Genomic DNA, 21,070 nt, shown 5'->3' on the forward strand with positions numbered 1-21,070 from the left:
CGGTCACGCCGTGCCGGTCAGGCCGTGCCGGTCACGCCGAGTTGATCATCGAGGCGGCCGCGTAGGTCAGGTACCGCCACAGCTGCGCCTCGTGCTCCGGCGCCAGTCCCAGCTCCTCCACGGCCTCGCGCATGTGGCCCAGCCACGCGTCGTGCGCGGCCGCGTCCACCCGGAACGGCGCGTGCCGCATGCGCAGGCGCGGGTGCCCGCGGTTGTCGCTGTACGTGGACGGGCCGCCCCAGTACTGCATCAGGAACAGCGCGAACCGCTCCTCGGCCGGGCCGAGATCGCCCTCCGGGTACATCGGGCGCAGCAGCGGGTCTTCGGCGACGCCCTGGTAGAAGCGGTGGACGAGCCGGCGGAAGGTGGCCTCGCCGCCCACCAGCTCGTAGAAGGTCTGCTCCTGGACCGTGCCCTGCGGATTGTCATTCACCCGACCATCGTCTCAGACACCCGGACGGAGGACCGGGGTCCTAGGACCACGCCCGCGGGTACCGGCCGGTAGCCCGGCCGACGACCACCGCTCGCCTTCGCCGCGCCCCGGTTGGACAGTGGAGACATGGGAGCACACGCCGCAGGACGGGACCTGCGCGAGGTCGCGCACGCCGCCCAGGTGCGGGAGCTGACCGCCGCCGGGGTCCTGCAGGACCCGGCCTGGCGGGCGGCCTTCGCCGCCGTGCCCCGGCACGTCTTCGTGCCGTACTTCTGGACCGGCCGCGGCGCCGGGCACGAACGGCTGTGGGGCGAGGACCCGGACCCCGAGCGGCGGGCCCGCTGGCTGCGCGGTGTGTACACGGACACACCGCTCGCGACCCGGATGCGCGACGGCGAGCTGCTCTCCTCCAGCAGCCAGCCCTCCCTGATGGCCAGGATGCTGGAGGCGCTGGAGGTGCGGGACGGGGACGACGTCCTGGAGATCGGCGCGGGCACCGGTTACAACGCGGCCCTGCTCTGCCACCGGCTCGGCGACGACCACGTCACCACCGTGGACCTCGACGAGGAGATCACCGAGTCCGCCCGGGCCCACCTGGCCCGGCTCGGCTACCGGCCGACCGTGGTCACCGGCGACGGGGCGCGCGGCTGCCCGTCCCGCGCCCCCTTCGACCGGATCCTGGTGACCTGCACGCTCCCGCTGATCCCACCCGCTTGGCTCGGGCAGTGCCGCCCGGGCGCCCGCGTCCTGGCGCCCCTGTCGACGGGCCTGATCGCGCTCACCGTGCGCGACGCGGCCTTCGCCGAAGGCCGCTTCCTGCACACCCCGGCCTACTTCGTCCCCCTGCGCGGGGCCACCGCGGCCACCCCCGGCTCCGCCGCGGCGCAGGACGGGCTCCCGTACGAACTGGTGGAGAACGAGCGCTTCCAGTTCATGCTGATCCTCAGCGGTGGCGCGCTGCACCCCCGGGAGGCGCTGGACCTCTGGCGCGGCGAAGGCCGCCCGGGCCGCGAGCGGTTCGGCGTGACGGTCACCCCGGAGGGCCAGTGGTCCTGGTTGGACGACCCCCGGGGCCCGTACGTGTGGCCCCTGGGGGAAGCCGCGCCGGTGTGAGGTCCCGCCCCGGGGGCGCGCCCTAGCCGCGCCGGACGGTGATCGTCGTCCAGGCGCCGACGTGGACGCGGTCGCCGTCGGCGAGGGGGACGGGGACGTACGGCTGGATGGGGTCCTCGCCGCCGTTGATGGTGGTGCCGTTGGTGGAGTTCTGGTCCACCACCGCCCAGTTGCCGTCGGGCTGCTGGACGAGGACGGCGTGCTGGTGCGAGACGCCCGGGTCCTCCGGGGGCACCGAGAGGTCGATGTCGGGGGACTCGCCCGTGGAGGCACGCCGGCGGCCGATGGTGATCTGGCCGCCGGAGAGCGGCAGGTGCTGCTCCGGGGAGTAGGCCGGGAGGTTGAGGGCCGCCGCCTCGGGACCGCTGCGCTGCATCATCGCCATGAAGTACGAACGGTCCGGGCCGATCGTCGCGCTCCACGACCCGCCGCCGCCCTGGGAGGGGAACGGCTGTTGCTGCGGTTGCTGCGGTTGGTGTTGCGGCTGCTGGTGCTGCTGCGGGGGTGCGTACTCCTGCTGCCGGTACTCCTGCGGCGCCTGCTGCTGGTACTGCGGCTGCTGCGGGGCGTACTCCTGCCGCAAGGGCTGCTGCTCGTGCGCCGGCGGCGGGAGCAGCCAGTCGTCCTCGCGCTGGAGCGGCTCGGCCGGGCGGTTGACCCGGGACGGCCGGGAGCCCTGGTAGTCGAAGTGGTCCTGGGAGAACGTCGGCGGAGCCGGTACCGGGGGCGGAGGCGGGGACACGGGCGCGTGGCCCGGGCCGCCCGGCGCCTCGGGCGCGAAGGAGGCCGGCGTCGGCGTGCGCGTCAGGAAGTTGAACCGGCACTCCTCGCAGAACGGCGCCATCGCCTCGCGCGGAGTGCGGCACTGCGGGCACAGCTCGGCCTGGGCGGTCGGCTCACCGGCCGTGGGAGGGTAGCCGTAGCCGTAGGAGGGCGCCGCGGGAGCGCTCGTAGCGGCAGCCATGCGGTGGCCGCAGACCTCGCACCAGTCGTCGGAGGCGGACTGGTGTCCGTTCGGGCAGGTCGGCATGGCGACGCTTCCCCCTTCTCCCTGCGTCATCGCGTCAGGTTCTTCTCAGGTCTTCTTCACTCGGACGGTCTGCGTCGAACGCGTTTCAAGGGTCATCTCGTCGGCATCGGCGACCTTCGCTTTCAGCCGCACAGTACCCGCCGCCGCATCCACGACATCCACCACCTTCGCCAGAAGTCTGGCGGTGTCGGCGTTTCCGGACGCGCTCGCCAGTTGCACGGCGCGCCCCAGCTTGGCGGTGGCGCCGTCGACATCGCCCAGTTTGCGGGCTTCCAACCCCTGCTGGATAGCCTGCGCCAGCTCCGCCTGGCCCGAGTAGTGCGCCACCTGCGGACTGATGGCGGTGGACGCGGCCAGGTCGTCCGTCCACACCGCCCGGACCAGACCCTGGGCGAGCGTGGTCGACGGCTCCCCGGGGGCCCCCGGCATCACGAGCATGGCGCGCGCCGCCAGCATTTCCTGGCCGACCGACGCCCCCGGCACGCGTACGCACACGTGGTACTCGCGGGACTCGTCGCCCCACGAACCCGTCGGGTAGTCGCCCGCGCGCGGCCCGGCCCCGGTGCGGCGGTCGGTGAGGTCCTGGACGGAGGGCGCGACCTGCTTGACGTACTGGATCTCCGCGCCGACGGGGGTCCACAGGCGCAGTGAGACGTCCGCGACCTCCTTGCCCATGACCTTCTCCATCATGCGCGTGAAGTCCTCGCCGAGGTTGGCCGGATCGGCCACGATGTCGGCGGTGCCGAGCAGCGCGCTCGCGATGCCCGTGACCTCCTTCACCTCCCAGTCGGTGCCGACGCCGCGTGCGTCGCAGGTGAAACGGCCCGCGCAGGCGTCGAGGGTGGCACGCAGCGCGGCCGGCTCCTCGTGCTCGTTGCGGCCGTCGGTGAGGAGGATGCCGTGCCGGATGGTGGCGGCGGACCCGCGCAGCAGGCCGTCGGCGAGGCGCAGCCAGGTGCCGATGGCGGTCCCGCCGCCGGAGCTGAGGCCGCGCAGTGCCTCCTTGGCCTGGGCTCGGGTGGCGGGGTCGGCGGTGGCGAGCCGGCCCTGGCCGGGGTAGACCTCGCGGGCCACGTGCGTACCGGCGATCACGGCGAACGAGGTGCCGTCGCGCAGGGTGTCGATGGCGGCGGCGGTCGCCTCGCGGGCGCCGCGCATCTTGGCCGGCGGGTACTCCATCGAGCCGGAGCAGTCGACCATGATCACGACGGCGGCGCCGCCCGGAGCGAGGGCCGTCGAGCGGGTGGCGGTGGCGCCGCCGGTGGAGGTGACCGTGACGATGGCGTGGACGTCGCGCCCGCCTTCGGGAAGGAACTCGTTCTGGTACACCTCCACGCTGAAGCGCGGGGCGCTCGGCTTGGCGAAGTTCGCCATCGGTGGGACTCCTAGGAGGTCGGTCGAGGGGCGGCGTCAGGCCTGCGGGCGGGGTTCCGCTTCGGGTTCCGGTTCCGCGTGGGCCACGGGCCGCGGCGCGGCGGAGGCGAAGGGGACGACTGCCACGGTGACGTTGTCGTGGCCACCCCCGTCGAGGGCGTGACCCACCAGGACCTGCGCGCTGTGCAGGGGCCGGGTCGCCGCGTCGGGGGGCAGGACCTGGGCCATCTCCCGTGCGGACTCGGCGTAGTTCCAGAGGCCGTCGGTGCAGACGACGACCACGCCGGGGTGGTCCGGCTTGAAGCTGGCGGTGTGCGGTTCGAGGTCGTAGGCGTCGGCGCCGAGCCAGCCGGTGATGGCGTGGGCCCGGACGTCCGCGTAGGCCTCGGCCTCGCCCATCAGTCCGGCCGCGACCATCTGGGCGGCCCAGGAGTCGTCCTCGGTGAGGCGGCGCGGAAGGGCGGCGCGGTCGTCGGGGACCCAGTAGGCGCGGCTGTCGCCGACCCAGCCGATGGTGAGTACGCCCCCGCTGACGACGGCGCCGACGAGGGTGCAGGCGGGGGCGTTCTGGGCACCGGGGACCTCCGGGGCCAAGGCGTTGACGGCGGAGGCCGCGGCCAGGATCGCCTCGTGCATGGCCTCCTGGGGGTGGGCGCCGCGGGGGAGGGCTTCGAGCAGTGCCTCGTTGGCGGCGCCGGCGGCGGCGGCCGAGGCCTCGTCGGGGCGGCTGGCGGAGGACACGCCGTCACAGACGATGGCCACGGTGGCGGCGGAGCCGTCGGGGAGGGCGGTGGCGGCCACCGCGAAGGAGTCCTCGTTGCGGTGGTGGCGCAGCCCGCGGTCGCTGACGGCGGCGACGCTCCCGAGCTCCTCTTCGAGGTGGTCCCGCTCCCGGGGTTGCGCGTGGCCGCAATGCTCGCAGTACCCGTCGGTGTCGACGCGCCCGGCGCGGCAGGCGACGCACGTCTTGCCGTCGCCCTGCGGGGGGCCGTACGCGGATTCCTGGGCGGCGGCCCCGTCGTTCTGCGTGGTGTCGTACGCGGGCTCCTGGGCGGGGTCGGAGCCTCGCGGGGTGTCGTACGCGGGCTCCTGGGCGGGCGTCGACCGCCAGGAGGCGGCTTCGCCCTGCTCGGCCGGGGCGGCGGACCAGTCGCCCGCGTCCCCGACCAGCGTCGGGGCGGCGCTGGTCACACTGCCCCACCCGGGCGCGGGCACACCGGAGCCGTACCCGCCCGAGGGCGCGGTCGCCTCGGGGTGATCGGCGTACGGCCGGCCCTTGCCGGACGCGGAGGCCGGGACCGCCGGCGCGGGGTACTCCCCGGCGGGCCCCTGCTGCTCCCGGTCGGCCCCGGGGTGGCCGGGCATTTCCCGGTCGCCGCCGGGTTGGCCGCCCTCGGGGGCCTCGGGCTGGTCGGGGCGGCCACGGACGGGGGCGTCGTACCCGCCCGAGCCGGCCGCGGTCGGCCCGTCGGGAACGGCCACACCCCAGGGCGCCGTTCCGCCGGGGCCGGTCGGGAAGGCTCCGCTCGGCACGGTCGAGCCGACCGGCGCCGGGTAGCCGCCCCCGTCGGAGTCGGCCCCGGCGGAGCCGTGTTCGGTCGCCCTCTGGCCGCCCGGGCCGCCGCCCCCGCCGGGGCCGCCGCCCCCGCCGGGGCCGCCGCCCCCGCCCGGGCCGCCGCCCCCGCCCGGGCCGCCGCCCCCGCCGGGGCCGGGCGGGAGCCCCGAAGCCCTCCCGTCGGGGTCGGCCGGGGCACCCCCGCCCGAGCCGGTCGGTGTGGGGTAACCGCCGACGGGGCCGTCCCCGTCCCGGGTTTCGGCCCGGAGGTGGCCGCCCCGGTCCGGGCCGGGCGCGGCGGGGGCCGGCGCGGCCGAGTCGTCGCGGGCGGCGGAGACCGCGTAGCCGCAGACTCCGCAGAAACGGTCACCCTCTTCCAGGGGCTCCGCGCAGCTGGGGCAGCCCGACAGCCGATGCATCGACATCAATCACACCCACGTCCGGGGACGGAAACGGTTTGCCCGCTCCACCAGTTCGATCCTCTCCTCGCCCCGCTGCGCCAGCCGAGCGAGGACGCGGTACGAGCGCTCCAGGCCGAAGCGCAGCCCCCGCTCGTCCAGTTGACTGCCGAGCAGCGAGGTCCGACCGGGGTCGGCACCCCGGCTACCCGACAGTACCCAGTCCAGGGCCGAGCCCAGAACCTCCACCGACAGCCGTTCCCGCCGCACCGAGTCCAGGCCGAAGCGCCCCAGTGCCTCCACCTGGGCGGCAGCCGCCATCAGGTCGGGCAGCAGGGGCTCCTCCGGGGACCGGTCGCGCAGGCGTGCCCGTACTGCCGCCACCCGGGCGGCGGTGTAGTGGATCGACACCTCCGGCACCGACTCCAGCGTCAGCACCGCCGCATCCCGTTCGCCGGCGGCCAGTTGCACCCGGGCGAGCCCGAACGCGGCGCTCACGAAGCCGGGGTCGGTGATCCAGACGAGCCGGTAGTACTCGGCGGCGTTGTCCAACTGCCCCAGGATCTCCGCGCACAGGCCCAGCGCCAGCTTCGGCGCCGGCTCGCCCGGGAAGGCGTCGTACACGGCGTCGAAGGACAGGGCTGCCACCTCGTCGTCCCCGGTGGCCAGGGAGGCGATGCCGCGCGCCCACACCACCCGCCAGTCGTCGGGGTGGCGGATCTCCAGCTCGCTCAGCGCCCGCCCGGCCACGGCGAGTTCGCCGAGCTCCAGTCGGGCCCGCAGCTCCCGCAGCCGCAGTTCGGCGGAGTCCGACGGGGTCGACCCCAGCGCCCCCAGGAGTTCGGCGGGGGCTGCGGTCAGCAGTCCGGCCAGGAATCCGGCGTTGGGGTCGGCCGCGTCCACCAGCGGAACCGGCAGCGCCAGCGCCGTGTCCCTGGCGTCCAGCGCCGCGAGGCCGCTCCCGCCGGTCCGCTCCCGAGGTACGACCGGCGGCGCGGGGGCGGCCCCGGTCACCACCGCGCCCCGTCTGGGCGCCGGGACCACTGCCGCGATGCCGCCGGCCCGGATGCCGCTCGCTCCGACACCGCTCGCCGTGAGACCGCTCGCTCCGACACCGCTCGCCGTGAGACCGCTCGCCGTGACCCCGGCCGGCGTGACCGCGCGCCGACCGCCCGGCCCGATCCGGCCGGGCAGTCGGGGCCATCCCGTCCCGGCATGGACGCGCACGCCCAGCCCGGACACCTCGGTCCCCGGCTCGTCCGCGTACAACCGGGTGTCCGGCACCCGAAGCTCCGGTCCGAACAGCGTCGACAACTGGGGATGCGGCCGGCCCGTCTGGAGCGCCACGACCTCCCGCAGCACACCCGTCAGCTGGTCCGCCATCTCCTGCGCGGACGCGAACCTGCGCCCCGGATCGGGGTCCGTCGCCCGGACCAACAACCGGTAGAACGACTCGTACCGCCTGAACACCTCGATGTGTTCCGGCTCCGGCAGCGAATCCACGAATACGTTCGTGTAGCCCTGGAAGTCGAAGGTCAGCACCGCCAGCGTGCGCGCCACCGTGTACAGGTCCGACGCCACCGAGGGCCCCAACTCCGCGACCTCCGGCGCCTGGTAGCCCACCGTGCCGTAGATGGCCGACTCCTCGTCGTCCATCCGCCGCACCGCGCCCATGTCGATCAGCTTCAGCTGGTCCTGCTGCTGGATCGCGTTGTCGACCTTGAAGTCGCAGTACAGGAGGTTCCTGCTGTGCAGGTGGCCGAGCGCCTCCAGCGCCTCGATGCCGTACGCACACGCCTGCTCCACCGGCAGCGGGTCTCGTCGTCCGTCCGGCCGGCGCCGTTCGTTGGCGATCTCCTTGAGCGACTTGCCGCCGACGTACTCCATGACGATGTACCCGTCCAGCGAACCCGTCCGCTGGTCCAGGTGCTCCACGAAGTTGTAGATCCGCACGATGTTGGAGTGCTCGATCTCCGCGAGGAAGCGCCGCTCGGAGATCGCCGCCTCCATCGCGTCCTGGTCGCCGGTGTCCAGCAGACCCTTGAGCACCACCCACCGGTCGGAGACCGCCTTGTCCACGGCCAGGTACACCCAGCCGAGGCCGCCGTGCGCGAGGCAGCCCGCCACCTCGTACTGGCCGCGCACCACGTCGCCCGGGTTCAGCTTGGGCACGAAGGAGTACGGGTGCCCGCACTTGGTGCAGAACCCTTCCGTCCTGCCCGGCCGGTCGCCCCGCGCCCGACCCACGGGCGCCCCGCAGTCCGAGCGGGAGCAGAACCGCTTTCGCTCGGGGACCTCCGGGTTCTCCAGCACCGCCGCCGAAGGGTCCGGACGCGGCACCTGCGGCACCCTGACCAGTCCCGCGCCCAGTCGCCCGCGTCCCGAGGTCGAGCCGGCCGAGCCCGAACTGCGGACCGACACCGACCGGCTGGAGGCCGCACCCGGCAGGGAACGCGACAGCCGCCCGGACACCGAGCGCCGTGACGAGGACGAGCGGGAGGAACGGGAGGAGCGGGCCGACGACGAAGATCGCCCCGAGCCCCGGGAGTCACCGTGCCGCGCGGCGCTGGTCATGCCCGTGGGCGGTGACACCAGTTCCTCGGCGCCGGCGGAGACGGCCCCGATCGGCGCCAGCCCGCAGGTGTCGCAGTAGACCTCGCCGCCCCCCATGTCCTCGTACGCCCCCGGACAGCCGGGGCGCACGCACGCGGTTCCGATCAGGCTCATCCGTCTTCCCTCTCCGCCCCGTCCGCGGCGGGGGACGTCTCGCGCGACTGCGACTGTGGCTGTGAATTCGTCTGTGGCGCCGGCGACTCGGCCGCCGCCCACTGGTAGCGCAGTACGGCCTGCTCGGCGGCCCGCAGATCGCAGGGCGCGCTCCACAGCATCCGCCGGGCCGTGTCGTAGCGCTCCATCAACAGCGGGTCCTCCGCCATGCCGTGCCGGGCTACCTTCGCCCTGTACGCGTCGAGCCGCCCGCGCAGCTCCGCCCGTACCGCGAGCGGCGCCGTCACCGCTGTCAACGACTCCCGGGCGCGCCGCAGTTCGTCCTCGGCCCGGTCCTCCAGGGAGTCCAGCAGCGGGGACAGCCGGTGCCACTGGGCCTGACGGCGGTACTCGGCCGCCGCCGCGAGCTGTTCCTGCAACGCCGTCGGCGGTCCGCTGACCGCCGGGACCTCCGAAGCGGCGATCTTCGCCAGCACCTCGACGCGGGCCGTCCGAGCCTCCGCGAGGGTCCGGTCGGCCCGCGAGAGCACGTCCCGCACGCCGATCAGCCGCTGTTCGGCGTCCTGCCGTACCGCGAGGACCGCCTCGATCTCGCGTCGTACGTCGTCCAGGGCGCGCGCCGCCCGGTCGTAGCGGGTGGTGTCCGGCCGGCCGCCGCCCGGGGCGGAACTCCCCGCCACCGACACCCAGAACGCCAGCGGGTCCGCGATCACCTGCTCACGCAACTGCGCCAGCTCGGCGGTGATGTCCTCCAGGTCGTCCCCGGAAGGGTGTTCCCCGGGACGGACGCCCACCGAGCGCGCCAGCGAACGCGTCCGGTGCAACTCGGCGGCGAGCAGGTCGATCCGCGCGGGAAGCGCCGACCAGACCGCGTCCGCGGCGACCACCACGTCCAGGGAGCTCGCGTACAGCTCGTTCATCCGCACCACCAGCTCCGCGAGCGAGAACCGCTCCGCGAGCCCGGCGCCCTCCGCGCCGGCGCCGGCGATCACCACTCCGGGCCCGCGCAGCCGGTCGGTCAGCTCGACGAGGTCCTCGCGGCTCGGCCAGCGCCGACGCTCACGGATCTGCCGGGCGGCGGTCAGCGCGCCGCTGTAGGCGTCGAAGTACGTCCAGAGCCGGGTGATCGCGGCGTCGGTCGCCGTCCACCGTTCCTTGGTGACCCCGGTCAGTCCGGCGCCCTCCAGCAGCCGCCGCCCGGCGTGGTCCTGGAGCGCGAGCAGGGAGGTCTCCACGGCCTCGTGCTCCGCGCCCAGGCGGGCCAGCGCGCGGTCGACCTCGTCCCGGTCCATCACTGCCGATCCCGTCCGCGGACGGCCCATACGGCTCTCCCCGATCTCCCCGCTCACGTACGGTCCGGATCCCGATCCGGACCCTGATGCCGATCCCGACGCCGATGCCGCCACGGCCTCAGCCGTCCCGGTACTTGGGCGCGGGCGGTGCGGTGACGTTCGGCAGTACGGCCGCCAGGTGGGTGCGGTAGGCCTGCATCCAGGGGCTGTCGTTGCCGCCCGCGCGGTAGTCCTCCAGCACCTTGTTGACGCGGCGCACCAGATCGCTCGCGTCCTTGTTCATCGCGACCCCGTAGAACTCCCGGGTGAACGGCGAACCGACCAACTGCACGGACGGGTCCTGTGCAGCTTGGCCCGCCGCGAGGGCGTTGTCGGTGATGATGCCGTCGACCTCGCCCAACTGGAGCCGGACCAGGCAGTCCAGCTGGTTGGCCACGGAGACGGGGACCGCACCGTACGGCTGGGCCTTGAGGGCCGCCTCCGCGGTGGAACCGGTGGCCGTGCAGATCCTGCGGCCGCTCAGCGACGCGTCGTACCCGGTGATCGGGGAACCCTTGGGGGCCAGTACCTGCTGGCCGGCCTCGAAGTACGCCGTCGAGAAGGCGACGTCCTCCAGCCGCTCGCAGTTGATCGTCATGGCCCGCACCACGATGTCGACGCGGTTCTCCTTGAGCGCGGGGATGCGCTGACTGGTCGGGATGGCCCGGTAGATGACGGCGTTCTCATCGCCCAGGATGTCCTTCGCGATGGCCTTGACGAGCGCGATGTCGAAACCGTCGAGGTGACCGTCCGGCTTGCGGTACCCCCACTTGAAGCTGTTCTGGTCCACGCCCGCGACGAGCTTGCCGGCCTTGCGGATGCGTTCGACGGTCGGTCCGTCCACGCCGGAGGGGCGCAGACTGGCCTCCGGGTCCTGACAGGTGTCGGCCGGGGCCGCCGGGGCCAGCGCCATCGTGGCGGGCGGGCGGATCGCACCGGGTCGGACGCTGTCCGGCGCCGCCTGGGCCAACGGCAGCAGCACGGCCGTCGCGGTGAGCGCGCAGGCCGCCGCCATCGCGGCGACACCGCCCCAGCCGCGCAGCCGGCCCGCGGCCCGCCGCGCCCCGGCGTCTCCCGCCCGCCCGGCCCCGGCGTCCGGGTTCCCGTCGGAGCCGTACCCCTGGTCCCGTCCCGCGCCTATCCGCATCGATCTCACCTGTACTCCGAAAGCCTGCGACCGATGCCGAGCAGTGCCGCCGCCGCGCCGACGACCGCCAGGGCCGCCGAGCCCGTCACCAGACCGCCCAGCGCCCCGAGTCCGCCCCGGGCCGCCTGAGTGAACTGCTTCTGCTCGTGGGTCACGGCCTGCTCCAGTGACGCGTCCACCGTGTCGAACGAGGCCCCGCTGCTGTCCTTGTGGTCCTTGTCGCCGATGACCTGCGGCAGCGCCAGCTCGTAGTCGCCGCGCATGTCGGTCTCCCGGGCCGCCGCGTGCCGCTGCTTCCACTGCGCCACGCCCGCGATGGCCTGCTGGACGGGCCGGCGGCCACTGCTGTCATCGGCCAGCCGCAGCGCCGTCGCCAGTCCCGCGTCCAGCTCCTTCATGTTCTTCGTGAACTCCACGTCGTACTTGTCGGACGTCTTGTCCTCGGCCAGTACGGCGCCGCGCGCGATCAGCGTCAGGTTCTCCCCGGCCCGCGCCTGGAGCGAGGCGATCCGAGCGTCGTTCAGCACCTTCAGTGACTCCTGCCCGCCCGAGCGGGCCTCACTCAGGTCCGAACGCGCCAGCGTCTGCCCGACGGTCAGCCACAGCAGCACGACCACCGCGGCGGTCGTCGCCGCGACGAGACCGTGGTTGAAGACGCGGTTGGTCCGAAGGTAGTTGCGCCGCTGCGCCCACACCAGGGCGCCGAGGGCCAGCAGACCGGTGACCGTCGCGGCCGGCGGCCAGGATCGGGCGTCGTCGTAGTCCTGGTAGAGCCGTCCGGTCTCCGCCTCGTAGAGCCGCTGGGCGGCCGGCAACAGCACGGTGCTCATCTGCTCGTTGGCGTAGCGCAGGTACGCGCCGCCGAGCGGCAGGCCCTGTCGGTTGGTGGCCCGCGCCTGTTCGATCAGGCCCGTGTAGCGCGGCAACTGTTGCCCGAGGAGCGCTATCTCCTTGCGGGAGTCACCGCCGGCGTTGGTGTTGGCGGCCGCGTTCACCAGCAGACGGGACGCGTTGGCGATGTCCTTCTCGTACCGCTCGCGGACCTCGCGCGGCTCCTGGGCACCCGCGAGGAAACCGCTGGAGGAGGCCGTGTCGGCGTCCGCGAGGGAACGGTAGATGCTCGCCGCGTCGGCGCTCAGCGGCTGGCTGTGGTCCACCACGTCCTCGGCGGCGGTCACCCGGTCGGAGACCTCCCACACCGCCGCCGTGCCGAACAGCAGAACCAAGGCCGCGAGGACCGCCCCGATGATGCGCAGCCGGCCCGGTTCGGTGGTCGCGGCGGCGCGCAGCCGCTCGACGCCCTCGGCCCACGCGGTGCCCCGCCCGGGCGGGGCGGGTTCGGGCGCGGGCGGTCCGGCGGACGGCGTCGTGGAGACACCGCCGCCATGCGCGGGCGCGCGTGATGTGATGGCCACCGTGACCTCCCCCTCGGTCGTGACTTCCCCCGGCTGCCGGGTGGGGACGCCCCCGGCTGTCACCGGGGGAGTGCCCGTCGCAGCAGTATGGCCGCATCCGGGGTCAACCACAGCACCCGGTACCGGATCTTGGACGAACCTTCCCCCGGTCCGGCGCCGCGGCCGCTCCCGTCTCCCCTTCACCGTCAATACGTCCGCACTGCCGCCACGGTTCCGGACCGGCCGCCCCCGCGGGCAGGTTCACCCGAAATGGGCACGGAGTTTGCCGTACGCCTCGGGCGACGCACCCACCGCGTCCAGTCCCGCCAGCCCCGCGCCCAGCACCGGTGGGGCCGCCACCACCGACACCCGTGCCCGCGGTGCCACTTCGGCCAGCCCCGCCCCGATCGCCCCGTTCAGCCGCGCGTGCCCGGCGGCGAGCACCCCGCCGCCCAACAGGACGGGCACGTCCTCGCCCAGCAGCCCGAGCCGCCGCAGCGCCACCGACGCCATGGCCACCACCTCCCCGGCCTGCCGCTCCACGATCGCCGATGCCACCGGATCGCCGGCCTCGGCCACCGCGAAGAGCACCGGCACCAGCTCGTGCGTGCGCTCGTACGCCACCGTGCCCAGGTGCAGGGCCTCGATCAGGGCGGCCATCGAGGCGAACCCGAAGTGACCCGGCACCGCCGACGCCAGCTCCGTCGGGCCGCCCCGTCCGTCCTCGGCCCGGGCCGCCCACCACAGGGCCTCCCCGGCCAGGCCCGAACCGCCGCCCCAGTCGCCGGAGATCCGCCCGAGCGCCGGGAACCGAGCGGTCCGGCCGTCGGGAGCCACCCCCACGCAGTTGATCCCGGCCCCGCACACCACGGCGACGCCGTACGGGGTCCCGGTGTCCGCCAGCCCGGCCCGCAGGACGGCGAAGGTGTCGTTGCGCACCTCGGACGTCCCGCCCCAGCCGCGGGCTCCGATCGCGTCCGCGAGCCGCCGTTCCTCCACCGGCAGGTCGGCGTTGGCCAGGCAGGCCGACACGTGCGCCGCGTACGGACCGCCGGGGAGCGGCCCGGGCAGCCCTGCGGCCTCGGCCGCCTCGGCGACGGCCCGCCCGAGTACGTCCACGGCGGCCTCGACCCCGCTCCGCGGCGGCTGGAAACCCCCGGACCGGCCGGTGCCGAGCACCGTGCCGTCCGTGCCGATCAACGCCGCGTCCGTCTTGCTGTTGCCGGCGTCGACGGCCAGCACGGCGGCGGGGAACGGGCCGGCGGCCGGCACGGCGGGGAGCGCGGCCTCCCGGAGCGCGGCGTCCGGGAGCGCGGCGTCCGGGAGCGCGGCGTCGAGGGACAGCGAGGCGCGCGCCTCGGCGCCCCGGTTCAGGCCCATGCCAGGTGCTCCTTGTTGTGCGCGAGCAGCCGGTCCGTCAGCCCCTCGGCGAGATCGAACTGCCCGACCAGCGGGTGCGCCAGCAGCGCCCGGAACACCCGCTCGCGGCCGCCGCGCAGCGCGGCGTCCAGGGCGAGTTCCTCGTACGCGCTCACGTGCGAGATCAGCCCGGCGTAGAGGGGGTCCAGCCGGGGCGCGGCCAGTGGCACCGGGCCCGCGCCGTCGGTGTCCCGGACGCGGGCCTGCACCTCGATGACGGCGTCGTCGGGGAGGAACGGCAGCGTCCCGGCGTTGCGGGTGTTGACCACCTGGACGGGGGAGGCGCCGGAGCCGTCGCCCAGCAGGGCCGCCGCCAGGTCCACGGCCGCCTCCGAGTAGAAGGCCCCGCCCCGCTTGCCCAGCAGGGCGGGCTTCTCGTCCAGTTCGGGGTCCGCGTACAGGGCGAGCAGTTCGCGCTCCATGGCGGCGACTTCGGCGGCCCGCGAGGGTTTCGCGCCGAGTTCCCGCACCACCTCGTCGTGCGCGTAGAAGTAGCGCAGGTAGTACGACGGCACCACGCCGAGCCGGTCCAGCACCGCCCGCGGCAGCCTGAGGTCGTCGGCGACGGTCCCGCCGTGCGCGGCGAGCAGCCCGGGCAGCAGGTCTTCCCCGTCGGGGCCGCCCTCGCGCACGCCCAGCTCCCACGTCAGGTGGTTGAGCCCCACGTGGTCGAGGTGGATCTCGGACGGGCCCACGTCCAGCAGGGCCGCGAACTTCCGCTGGAGGCCGATGGCGACGTTGCACAGCCCTACCGCCTTGTGCCCGGCCGCCAGCAGGGCCCGGGTGACGATCCCGACGGGGTTGGTGAAGTCGATGATCCAGGCGTCGGGGCTCACCCGTCGGACCCGTTCGGCGATGTCCAGGACGACCGGGACCGTGCGCAGGGCCTTGGCGAGCCCACCCGCCCCGGTGGTCTCCTGGCCGACGCAGCCGCACTCCAGCGGCCACGTCTCGTCCTGGAGCCGGGCCGCCTGTCCGCCGACCCGCAGCTGGAGGAGGACCGCGTCGGCGCCCGCGACGCCCGCGTCCAGGTCGGCGGTGGTGGTGATCTTGCCGGAGTGGTCCTGCTTGGCGAAGATCCGCCGGGCCAGGCCGCCGACCAGCTCCAGCCGCTCGGCGGCCGGATCGATCAGCACCAGTTCGCTGACGGGCAGGGTGTCGCGCAGCCGCGCGAAGCCGTCGATCAGCTCTGGGGTGTAGGTGGAACCGCCGCCCACCACTGCGAGTTTCATCATCGCTAGCCTTTCACTCCGGTCAGGGTGACTCCCTCGACGAACGCCTTCTGGGCGAAGAAGAAGAGGACGATCACGGGCGCCATGACCAGCACGGTCGCCGCCATGGTCAGGTTCCAGTTGGTGTGGTGCGCCCCCTTGAAGGACTCCAGCCCGTAACTGAGCGTCCAGGCGCCCGGATTGTCGGAGGCGTAGATCTGCGGGCCGAAGTAGTCGTTCCAGGCGTAGAAGAACTGGAACAGCGCGACGGCGGCGATCCCGGGCCTGGCCATCGGCAGGACGACCCGCAGCAGGGTGCGGACTTCGCCGCAGCCGTCGACGCGGGCCGCGTCCAGGTACTCGCGGGGGATCGTCAGGAGGAACTGGCGGAGCAGGAAGATGGAGAACGCGTCGCCGAACGCCATGGGGACGATCAGCGGCCACAGCGTGCCGGACAGGTCCAGCTGCTTGGCCCAGAACAGGTACATGGGGATGACCACGACCTGCGGCGGCAGCATCATCATCGCGATCACCAGGAGCAGCGACAGCCGTCGCCCGCGGAAGCGGAACGTGGCGAGCGCGTAGGCGACGGGCACCGAGGAGACCACGGTCAGCAGTGTGCCGAGTCCGGCGTACAGCAGCGTGTTGCGCCACCAGGTCAGGAAGCCGGGGGTGTGCCACACCCTGGCGTAGTTGCCCCACTGCCAGGCGTGCGGCCACAGGTCGCGGGTCAGGGCCTGCCGGTCGTCCATCAGGGAGGTCAGGAAGAGGAAGACGAAGGGCATGACGAAGAACAGGCCGGCGGCCACCCCCAGGCTGTGCACGGCCACCCAGTGCAGCAGGGCCCTGCGCCCGCGCCGGCGCGCCGGGCCCGTGCCGGAATCCGCCGGCGGGCGCGCGGCCGGTGCGGTGGGGGCGCCCGACGGCCTCGTGGTCACGGCCATGTCAGTCACCTGATCCGATCAGTCCGCCACGGCGCCGCATCAGCAACGCGGTGAAGGCCATGGAGAGGGCGAAGAGGACGAGGGCGACCGCGCACGCGGTGCCGTAGTCGAAGCGCTGGAAGCCCAGGTTGTAGACGACCTGCGGCAGGGTCAGCGTGGACTTGTCCGGATAGCCGGGCTCGAACTGCTCGCCCGAGCCGCCGATCACCCCGGCCGCCACCTTCCCGGCCACCAGGGGCTGCGTGTAGTACTGCATGGCCTGGATGACCCCGGTGACCACCGCGAACAAGATGATCGGGGAGATGTTCGGGAGGGTGATGTGCCGCAGCCGCGCCCACGCCCCGGCCCCGTCCAGCTCGGCGGCCTCGTACTGCTCCTTCGGTACGTCCAGCAGCGCGGCCATGAAGATGACCATCAGATCGCCCACCCCCCACACCGCGAGCACGGTCAGCGCCGGCTTGGACCAGTCGGCGTCCGTGAACCAGCCGGGCGAGCGCAGCCCCATGCCCTCCAGCAGGACCCCGACCGGGCCCGTGCCCGGATTGAGGAGGAAGACGAACGCCAGCGTCGCGGCCACCGGAGGGGCCAGGTAGGGCAGGTAGAAGAGTGTCCGGAAGAGGCCGGGCGCCGTCTTGATCCTCGTGATGAGCAGCCCGGTGCCCAGACCGAAGACGACCCGGCAGCCGACCATCACCACGACCAGCCACAGCGTGTTGCGCATCGCCGGCCAGAACAACGGATAGTCGGTGAACAGGTAGGTCCAGTTGTGCAGGCCGTTGAAGACGGGCGGACGGAAGCCGTCGTACCTGGTGAAGGAGAAGTACACGGTGGACAGCAGCGGGTAGGCGAAGAAGAGCGCGAACCCGATCAGCCAGGGCGACATGAAGGCGACGGTGCGCAGCGCCGAACGGCGCCGCTTCGCCCGCGCGGTGTACGGGGCGGCCATCGCGGCTACTCGGCCTTCGCGATGTCGGTGTCGATCTGCCGGTCGGTACGGGCGAGCCCGGCCGGTATGTCGGCCACGTCGCCCTTCTCGACCCCGTACGCGAAATCCTCGAAGGTCAGCTGGTAGGTGCCGCCGTCCGCCTGGGCCGGGGTGGTGGCGGACTTCGGGTGCCGGGCGATGTCGATGAACGTCCGGAACTCCGGGGTGACCTGGAGCCGCGGCGATATCAGCGCCTCCAGCGTGGAGGGGACGTTGTGGATGGCGTTGGCGAAGGCCACCACCGCTTCGGTGTCGGTGGTCATGTACTTCACCAGCTCCCAGGCGGCGTTCTGCTTGCGGCTCGCCGAGGAGATGCCCATGATCGTGCCGGAGACGTAGCCCTTGCCGTAGTCGGCCACCTGCCCGTCCGGCACGGGCAGCGGGGCGGTGCCGATCTCGAACGCGACACCGGCCTCCTTGGCCATCGCGGGCCGCCATTCGCCGTCGATCTGCATGGCGACCTTGCCGGTGTGGAAGGGATGCTCGGCGCTCCACTCGTCGCCGAAGGTGGTGCGGTACTTCTCCAGCTTCTCGTAGCCGCCGAGCTTTCCGACGAGGTCCTTCTGCGCGGCCAGCATGTCCGCGAAGGCCGGGTCCTTCGCCAGGTTCGACTTGCCCTGGGCGTCGAAGTAGGTCCCGCCCCACTGGGCGGCCAGCCGGGTCGGTTTCGTCTCGTAGCCGTGGAAGGTGGGCATCACCCCGAGCCGGTCGTACGTGTCACCGCGCGCCACCGTGAGCTTCTGGGCGTCTTCGGTGAACTGGCTCCACGTCTTGGGCGGTTCGGTGATCCCGGCCTCCGCGAAGGCGGTCTTGTTGTAGACGAGGCCGTACGCGTCGCTCAGCAGCGGCAGGGTGCACTGGTCGCCGTCGAACTGCGTGTACTCCAGCAGCGTCCTGGGGAACACCTTCGCCTTGTCGACGCCGGACTTCTTCAAGAAGGGATTGAGGTCCGCGAAGGCGCCGGAGTTGCAGAACTTGCCGACGCTGTCGGTGGTGAAGGAGGAGACGACGTCGGGCGCCTTGTCGCCGCCGGTGCGCAGCGCCTGGTTGATCTTGTCGTCGGTCATGTTGGCGGTGACCCGGACCGTGATGTTCGGGTGGGCCTTCTCGAACCGGGTGATGTTCTCCTCGATCGCCTTGACCTCTCCGGGCGCGGACCAGCCGTGCCAGAAGGTGAGCGTGACGGGCGCCTTCGGGTCGTCGTCGGCGGAGGCGCCGCTTTGGCCCGTACACGCGGTGGCGAGGGCGGCCGTGGCCGCGAGGAGGGCGAGGGCGGTGGTCGTTCGTCCGGATCTGGGCATGGCGGGGCTCGCTCTCTGGGTGAGGAACTTCCGTGGGGGGTGCCGTGGACGGTGCGGGGGCGTGGGCGCGTGTGGGGAGGTGGGGGGTGTGGGTTCGGGCCCGGGGGGTCAGCGTCGGCGGGAGGTGTCGAAGACCTCTTCGCGGGTGGTGATCAGGGCGCTCTCCAGCGCGCCGCGCAGGACGGGCCGTTCGCGGACCTCACCGGGGACCAAGCGGGGCCGGGAAGGCGCCAGTTCGGCCAGTTCGGACTCCAGCAGCACGCGCAGCGGCTCGCCGCCCGCGCCGATCGCGGCCCCGGACAGCACCACGATCTCGGGGTCGAGTACGGCGACCAGGGAGGCCAGACCGGTGGCGAGGACGGTGGCGTACGACTGGAGGAAGCGCAGGTACGCGCCCTCGGGCCGGGCGGCGGCCCGCTCCAGCAGCGCGACCCCGGCGGCGACCTGCGGGCCGGCGGCCCCGGCCCCGGCGGCCCCGGCCCCGTCCGGGCCCCGGAGCCCGTCCCCGGCGTCGGTCCCGTCCGCGGTGCCGGTCCCGTCCGGGTCCTCGATCCCCGACTCCCGGGCGAGGCGGGGCAGCACCTGCACCCCCGCCAGCTCCTGGTAACCGCCGGTGTTGGCGCGGGTGACCTGCCGGACGAGGGGGTGGCCGGGCACGGGCAGGAAGCCGACCTCACCCGCGCCGCCGGTCCAGCCCCGGTGCAGCCGGCCACCCAGCACCAGCGCGGCGCCCAACCCCTCCTCGTTCCACAGCAGGACGAAGTCCTCGTGGCCGCGGGCCGCGCCGAGCCGCTGTTCGGCGATCGCGGCGAGGTTCACGTCGTTCTCGTACTCGACCGGTATCGGCAGCGCCGCCGCCAGCTCGTCGAGGAGCGTGGGGGAGTGCCAGCCGGGCAGGTGGCCGGCGTAGCGCAGCCGGCCGGTCTGCGGGTCGAAGGCGCCCGGCGTGGCGATGACCAGCCGGTGTACGTCCGCATGCCCCAGTCCTGCCGCCTTGACCGCCTCGTCGAGCGCCTCGGTGACCTGCCGGACGGCGTCGCTGCCCTCCGCGTAGGGGAGTTCGAAGCTGCCGACCACCTGACCGGTGAGGTCGGCGACGGCCGCGGCGACCCGTTCGGGGGTCACGTCGAGTCCGGCCACGTGGGCGGCGCGCGTGTTGAGGGCGTAGAGCTGGGCGTTGGGGCCGGGCCGGCCGCCGTCGGTGCCGGTGGCGACGACCAGTCCGCAGGCCTCCAGCCGGGCCAGGAGTTGGGAGGCGGTGGGCTTGGACAGGCCGGTCAGGTGCCCGATCCGGGTCCGGGACAGCGGTCCGTGCGTCAGCAGGAGCTCCAGCGCGGCGCGGTCGTTCATGGCGCGCAGCAGGCTGGGCGTTCCGGGGGTGGCGGCGGGCATGGGGCTGGTCTCTCCCTCACCGAAGCGAACTGTTAGGTAAGTTTCCTATTGCTCTCCGAGTCGTGTCAATGCCGCTGCCCCGCAGGTTGGGACCTGCGGGGCAGCGGGCGGGGCCGGGGGCTACTTGGTGATGCGGGGGTTCCCCTGCGTGGTCTGGGGCGGGATCGGGCTGGTGGCCAGGGACTGGACCGAGGAGGGGTTGGCGAGCACCGAAGGCGGCGCGACGGCGGCCGCCGGGTCGGCGGCGGTCTCCTCGGCGTCATCGGCGGCCGGCAGACCGCCGATGATGCCGATGTCCGCGGCGTCGAAGGCCTCCTTGATCCGCCAGCGCAGTTCCCGCTCCACGGCGAACTGCTTGCCGGGCATCGTCTTCGCCGACACCTTCACCGTCATCGAGGCCAGCAGCACCTCGTCCAGGCCCAGCACTTCCACCGGGCCCCACAGCCGCTCGTCCCAGGGCGACTCCTTCGCCATGGCGTCGGCGACCTGCTGGACCACCTCACGCAGGCGCGAGAGGTTCTCCGTCGGCTTGACCTGGATGGCGACGGCCGCCGTGGCCCAGCCCTGGCTGAGGTTGCCGATGCGCTTGATCTCGCCGTTGCGCACGTACCAGATCTCGCCGTTGTCCCCGCGCAGCTTCGTCACGCGCAGTCCGACCTCGACGACCTCGCCCGAGGCCACGCCGGCGTCGATCTTGTCGCCGACGCCGTACTGGTCCTCAAGGATCATGAAGACGCCGGACAGGAAGTCCGTCACCAGGTTGCGGGCACCGAAACCGATCGCCACACCGGCCACACCGGCGCTCGCCAGCAGTGGCGCGAGGTCTATCCGGAGCTGGGAGAGCACCATCAGCACGGCCGTGCCGAGAATCAGGAACGAGGCCACCGAGCGCAGCACCGAACCGATCGCCTCCGAGCGCTGGCGTCGCCGCTCCGCGTTGACGAGCAGCCCGCCCAACGCCGTCCCCTCGACGGCCTCCGCGCCCCGGTTCATCCGACTGATCAGCTTGGTCAGCGACTTGCGGATGACGGAGCGCATGGCGAAGGCGATGACCAGGATCAGCAGGATCCGCAGGCCCATCGCCAGCCAATCGGCCCAGTTCTTCTCGATGAAGTCCGCGGCGTTCGTCACGCTCTGGGTCGCGTCGTCGGTTGTCGCTGCCGTCGGTAGCAGGGTGGCGGGCGAGGGCACGGCGGGGAACCTCCAGGCATAGCGGTCCGCCCGAAAGGGAAATACGGGCGACCCAACCACACTAACGGTGGAGCCGCCCCGACCCCGGTGCCGCGTCGGGGGGAGAGACCGGGCTCACGTGGGGA

At 73.4% G+C, this 21,070-nt stretch carries 16 protein-coding genes; 1 reads left to right on the plus strand and 15 read right to left on the minus strand.

Annotation, left to right across the window (positions count from 1 at the left end; translation table 11 throughout):
* Positions 1 to 31 precede the first annotated feature (31 nt).
* Positions 32 to 433, minus strand: coding sequence for a globin (locus ACV7NM_RS20960; protein WP_463411704.1), 402 nt, complete (start codon positions 431 to 433; stop codon positions 32 to 34).
* Positions 434 to 559: 126 nt separating this feature from the next.
* Here ACV7NM_RS20960 and ACV7NM_RS20965 point away from each other — a divergent pair, with 126 nt between their 5' ends.
* Complete coding sequence (locus ACV7NM_RS20965; protein WP_463411705.1) at positions 560 to 1,546, plus strand: methyltransferase domain-containing protein; 987 nt, start codon at positions 560 to 562, stop codon at positions 1,544 to 1,546.
* 22 nt (positions 1,547 to 1,568) lie between these two features.
* Here ACV7NM_RS20965 and ACV7NM_RS20970 read toward each other — a convergent pair whose 3' ends face one another.
* The 14 genes from ACV7NM_RS20970 to ACV7NM_RS21035 all read right to left on the minus strand — a co-directional run bounded on the left by ACV7NM_RS20970 (position 1,569) and on the right by ACV7NM_RS21035 (position 20,945).
* Entirely contained in the window at positions 1,569 to 2,576 is a 1,008-nt protein-coding gene (locus ACV7NM_RS20970) for an FHA domain-containing protein (RefSeq protein ID WP_463414011.1), read from the minus strand.
* A gap of 45 nt (positions 2,577 to 2,621) precedes the next feature.
* Positions 2,622 to 3,950: a vWA domain-containing protein gene (locus ACV7NM_RS20975; RefSeq protein WP_463411706.1), complete on the minus strand. Its 1,329-nt coding sequence runs from the start codon at positions 3,948 to 3,950 to the stop codon at positions 2,622 to 2,624.
* Positions 3,951 to 3,986: 36 nt separating this feature from the next.
* A complete protein-coding gene (locus ACV7NM_RS20980; protein WP_463414012.1) occupies positions 3,987 to 5,315 on the minus strand; it encodes a PP2C family protein-serine/threonine phosphatase in 1,329 nt (442 codons plus the stop codon).
* 618 nt (positions 5,316 to 5,933) lie between these two features.
* Entirely contained in the window at positions 5,934 to 8,630 is a 2,697-nt protein-coding gene (locus ACV7NM_RS20985; RefSeq protein ID WP_463411707.1) for a serine/threonine-protein kinase, read from the minus strand.
* Complete coding sequence (locus tag ACV7NM_RS20990) at positions 8,627 to 9,952, minus strand: hypothetical protein (protein WP_463414013.1); 1,326 nt, start codon at positions 9,950 to 9,952, stop codon at positions 8,627 to 8,629. The genes ACV7NM_RS20985 and ACV7NM_RS20990 overlap by 4 nt, the downstream gene beginning before the upstream one ends.
* Positions 9,953 to 10,040: 88 nt before the next feature.
* The gene (locus ACV7NM_RS20995) at positions 10,041 to 10,976 is read right to left on the minus strand and encodes a glutamate ABC transporter substrate-binding protein (protein WP_463414015.1); all 936 of its coding nucleotides are present in this window, start codon (positions 10,974 to 10,976) and stop codon (positions 10,041 to 10,043) included.
* A 137-nt stretch (positions 10,977 to 11,113) separates the two neighbouring features.
* Positions 11,114 to 12,523, minus strand: a complete 1,410-nt coding sequence (locus ACV7NM_RS21000; protein ID WP_463411708.1) for a hypothetical protein — start codon at positions 12,521 to 12,523, stop codon at positions 11,114 to 11,116.
* 240 nt (positions 12,524 to 12,763) lie between these two features.
* A complete protein-coding gene (locus ACV7NM_RS21005) occupies positions 12,764 to 13,882 on the minus strand; it encodes an N-acetylglucosamine kinase (RefSeq protein WP_463411709.1) in 1,119 nt (372 codons plus the stop codon).
* On the minus strand, positions 13,873 to 15,153 hold the full coding sequence (locus tag ACV7NM_RS21010) for a 6-phospho-beta-glucosidase (protein ID WP_463414016.1): 1,281 nt from the start codon (positions 15,151 to 15,153) through the stop codon (positions 13,873 to 13,875). The genes ACV7NM_RS21005 and ACV7NM_RS21010 overlap by 10 nt, the downstream gene beginning before the upstream one ends.
* A 5-nt stretch (positions 15,154 to 15,158) precedes the next feature.
* Complete coding sequence (locus ACV7NM_RS21015; RefSeq protein ID WP_463414017.1) at positions 15,159 to 16,070, minus strand: carbohydrate ABC transporter permease; 912 nt, start codon at positions 16,068 to 16,070, stop codon at positions 15,159 to 15,161.
* Positions 16,071 to 16,077: 7 nt separating this feature from the next.
* Positions 16,078 to 17,022 (minus strand): carbohydrate ABC transporter permease, encoded by a 945-nt coding sequence (locus ACV7NM_RS21020; protein ID WP_463411710.1) that lies wholly within the window; start codon positions 17,020 to 17,022, stop codon positions 16,078 to 16,080.
* Positions 17,023 to 17,027: 5 nt separating this feature from the next.
* Positions 17,028 to 18,362, minus strand: a complete 1,335-nt coding sequence (locus ACV7NM_RS21025) for an ABC transporter substrate-binding protein (protein WP_463411711.1) — start codon at positions 18,360 to 18,362, stop codon at positions 17,028 to 17,030.
* Positions 18,363 to 18,470: 108 nt separating this feature from the next.
* Positions 18,471 to 19,754: an ROK family transcriptional regulator gene (locus tag ACV7NM_RS21030; RefSeq protein WP_463411712.1), complete on the minus strand. Its 1,284-nt coding sequence runs from the start codon at positions 19,752 to 19,754 to the stop codon at positions 18,471 to 18,473.
* Between the two features lie 120 nt (positions 19,755 to 19,874).
* Positions 19,875 to 20,945 carry a mechanosensitive ion channel family protein gene (locus ACV7NM_RS21035; RefSeq protein WP_463411713.1) on the minus strand — a complete coding sequence of 357 codons (1,071 nt, stop codon included), beginning with the start codon at positions 20,943 to 20,945 and terminating at the stop codon, positions 19,875 to 19,877.
* Between the last annotated feature and the right edge of the window lie 125 nt (positions 20,946 to 21,070).

It is taken from the genome of Streptomyces sp. Tek67B01 (assembly GCF_055231995.1).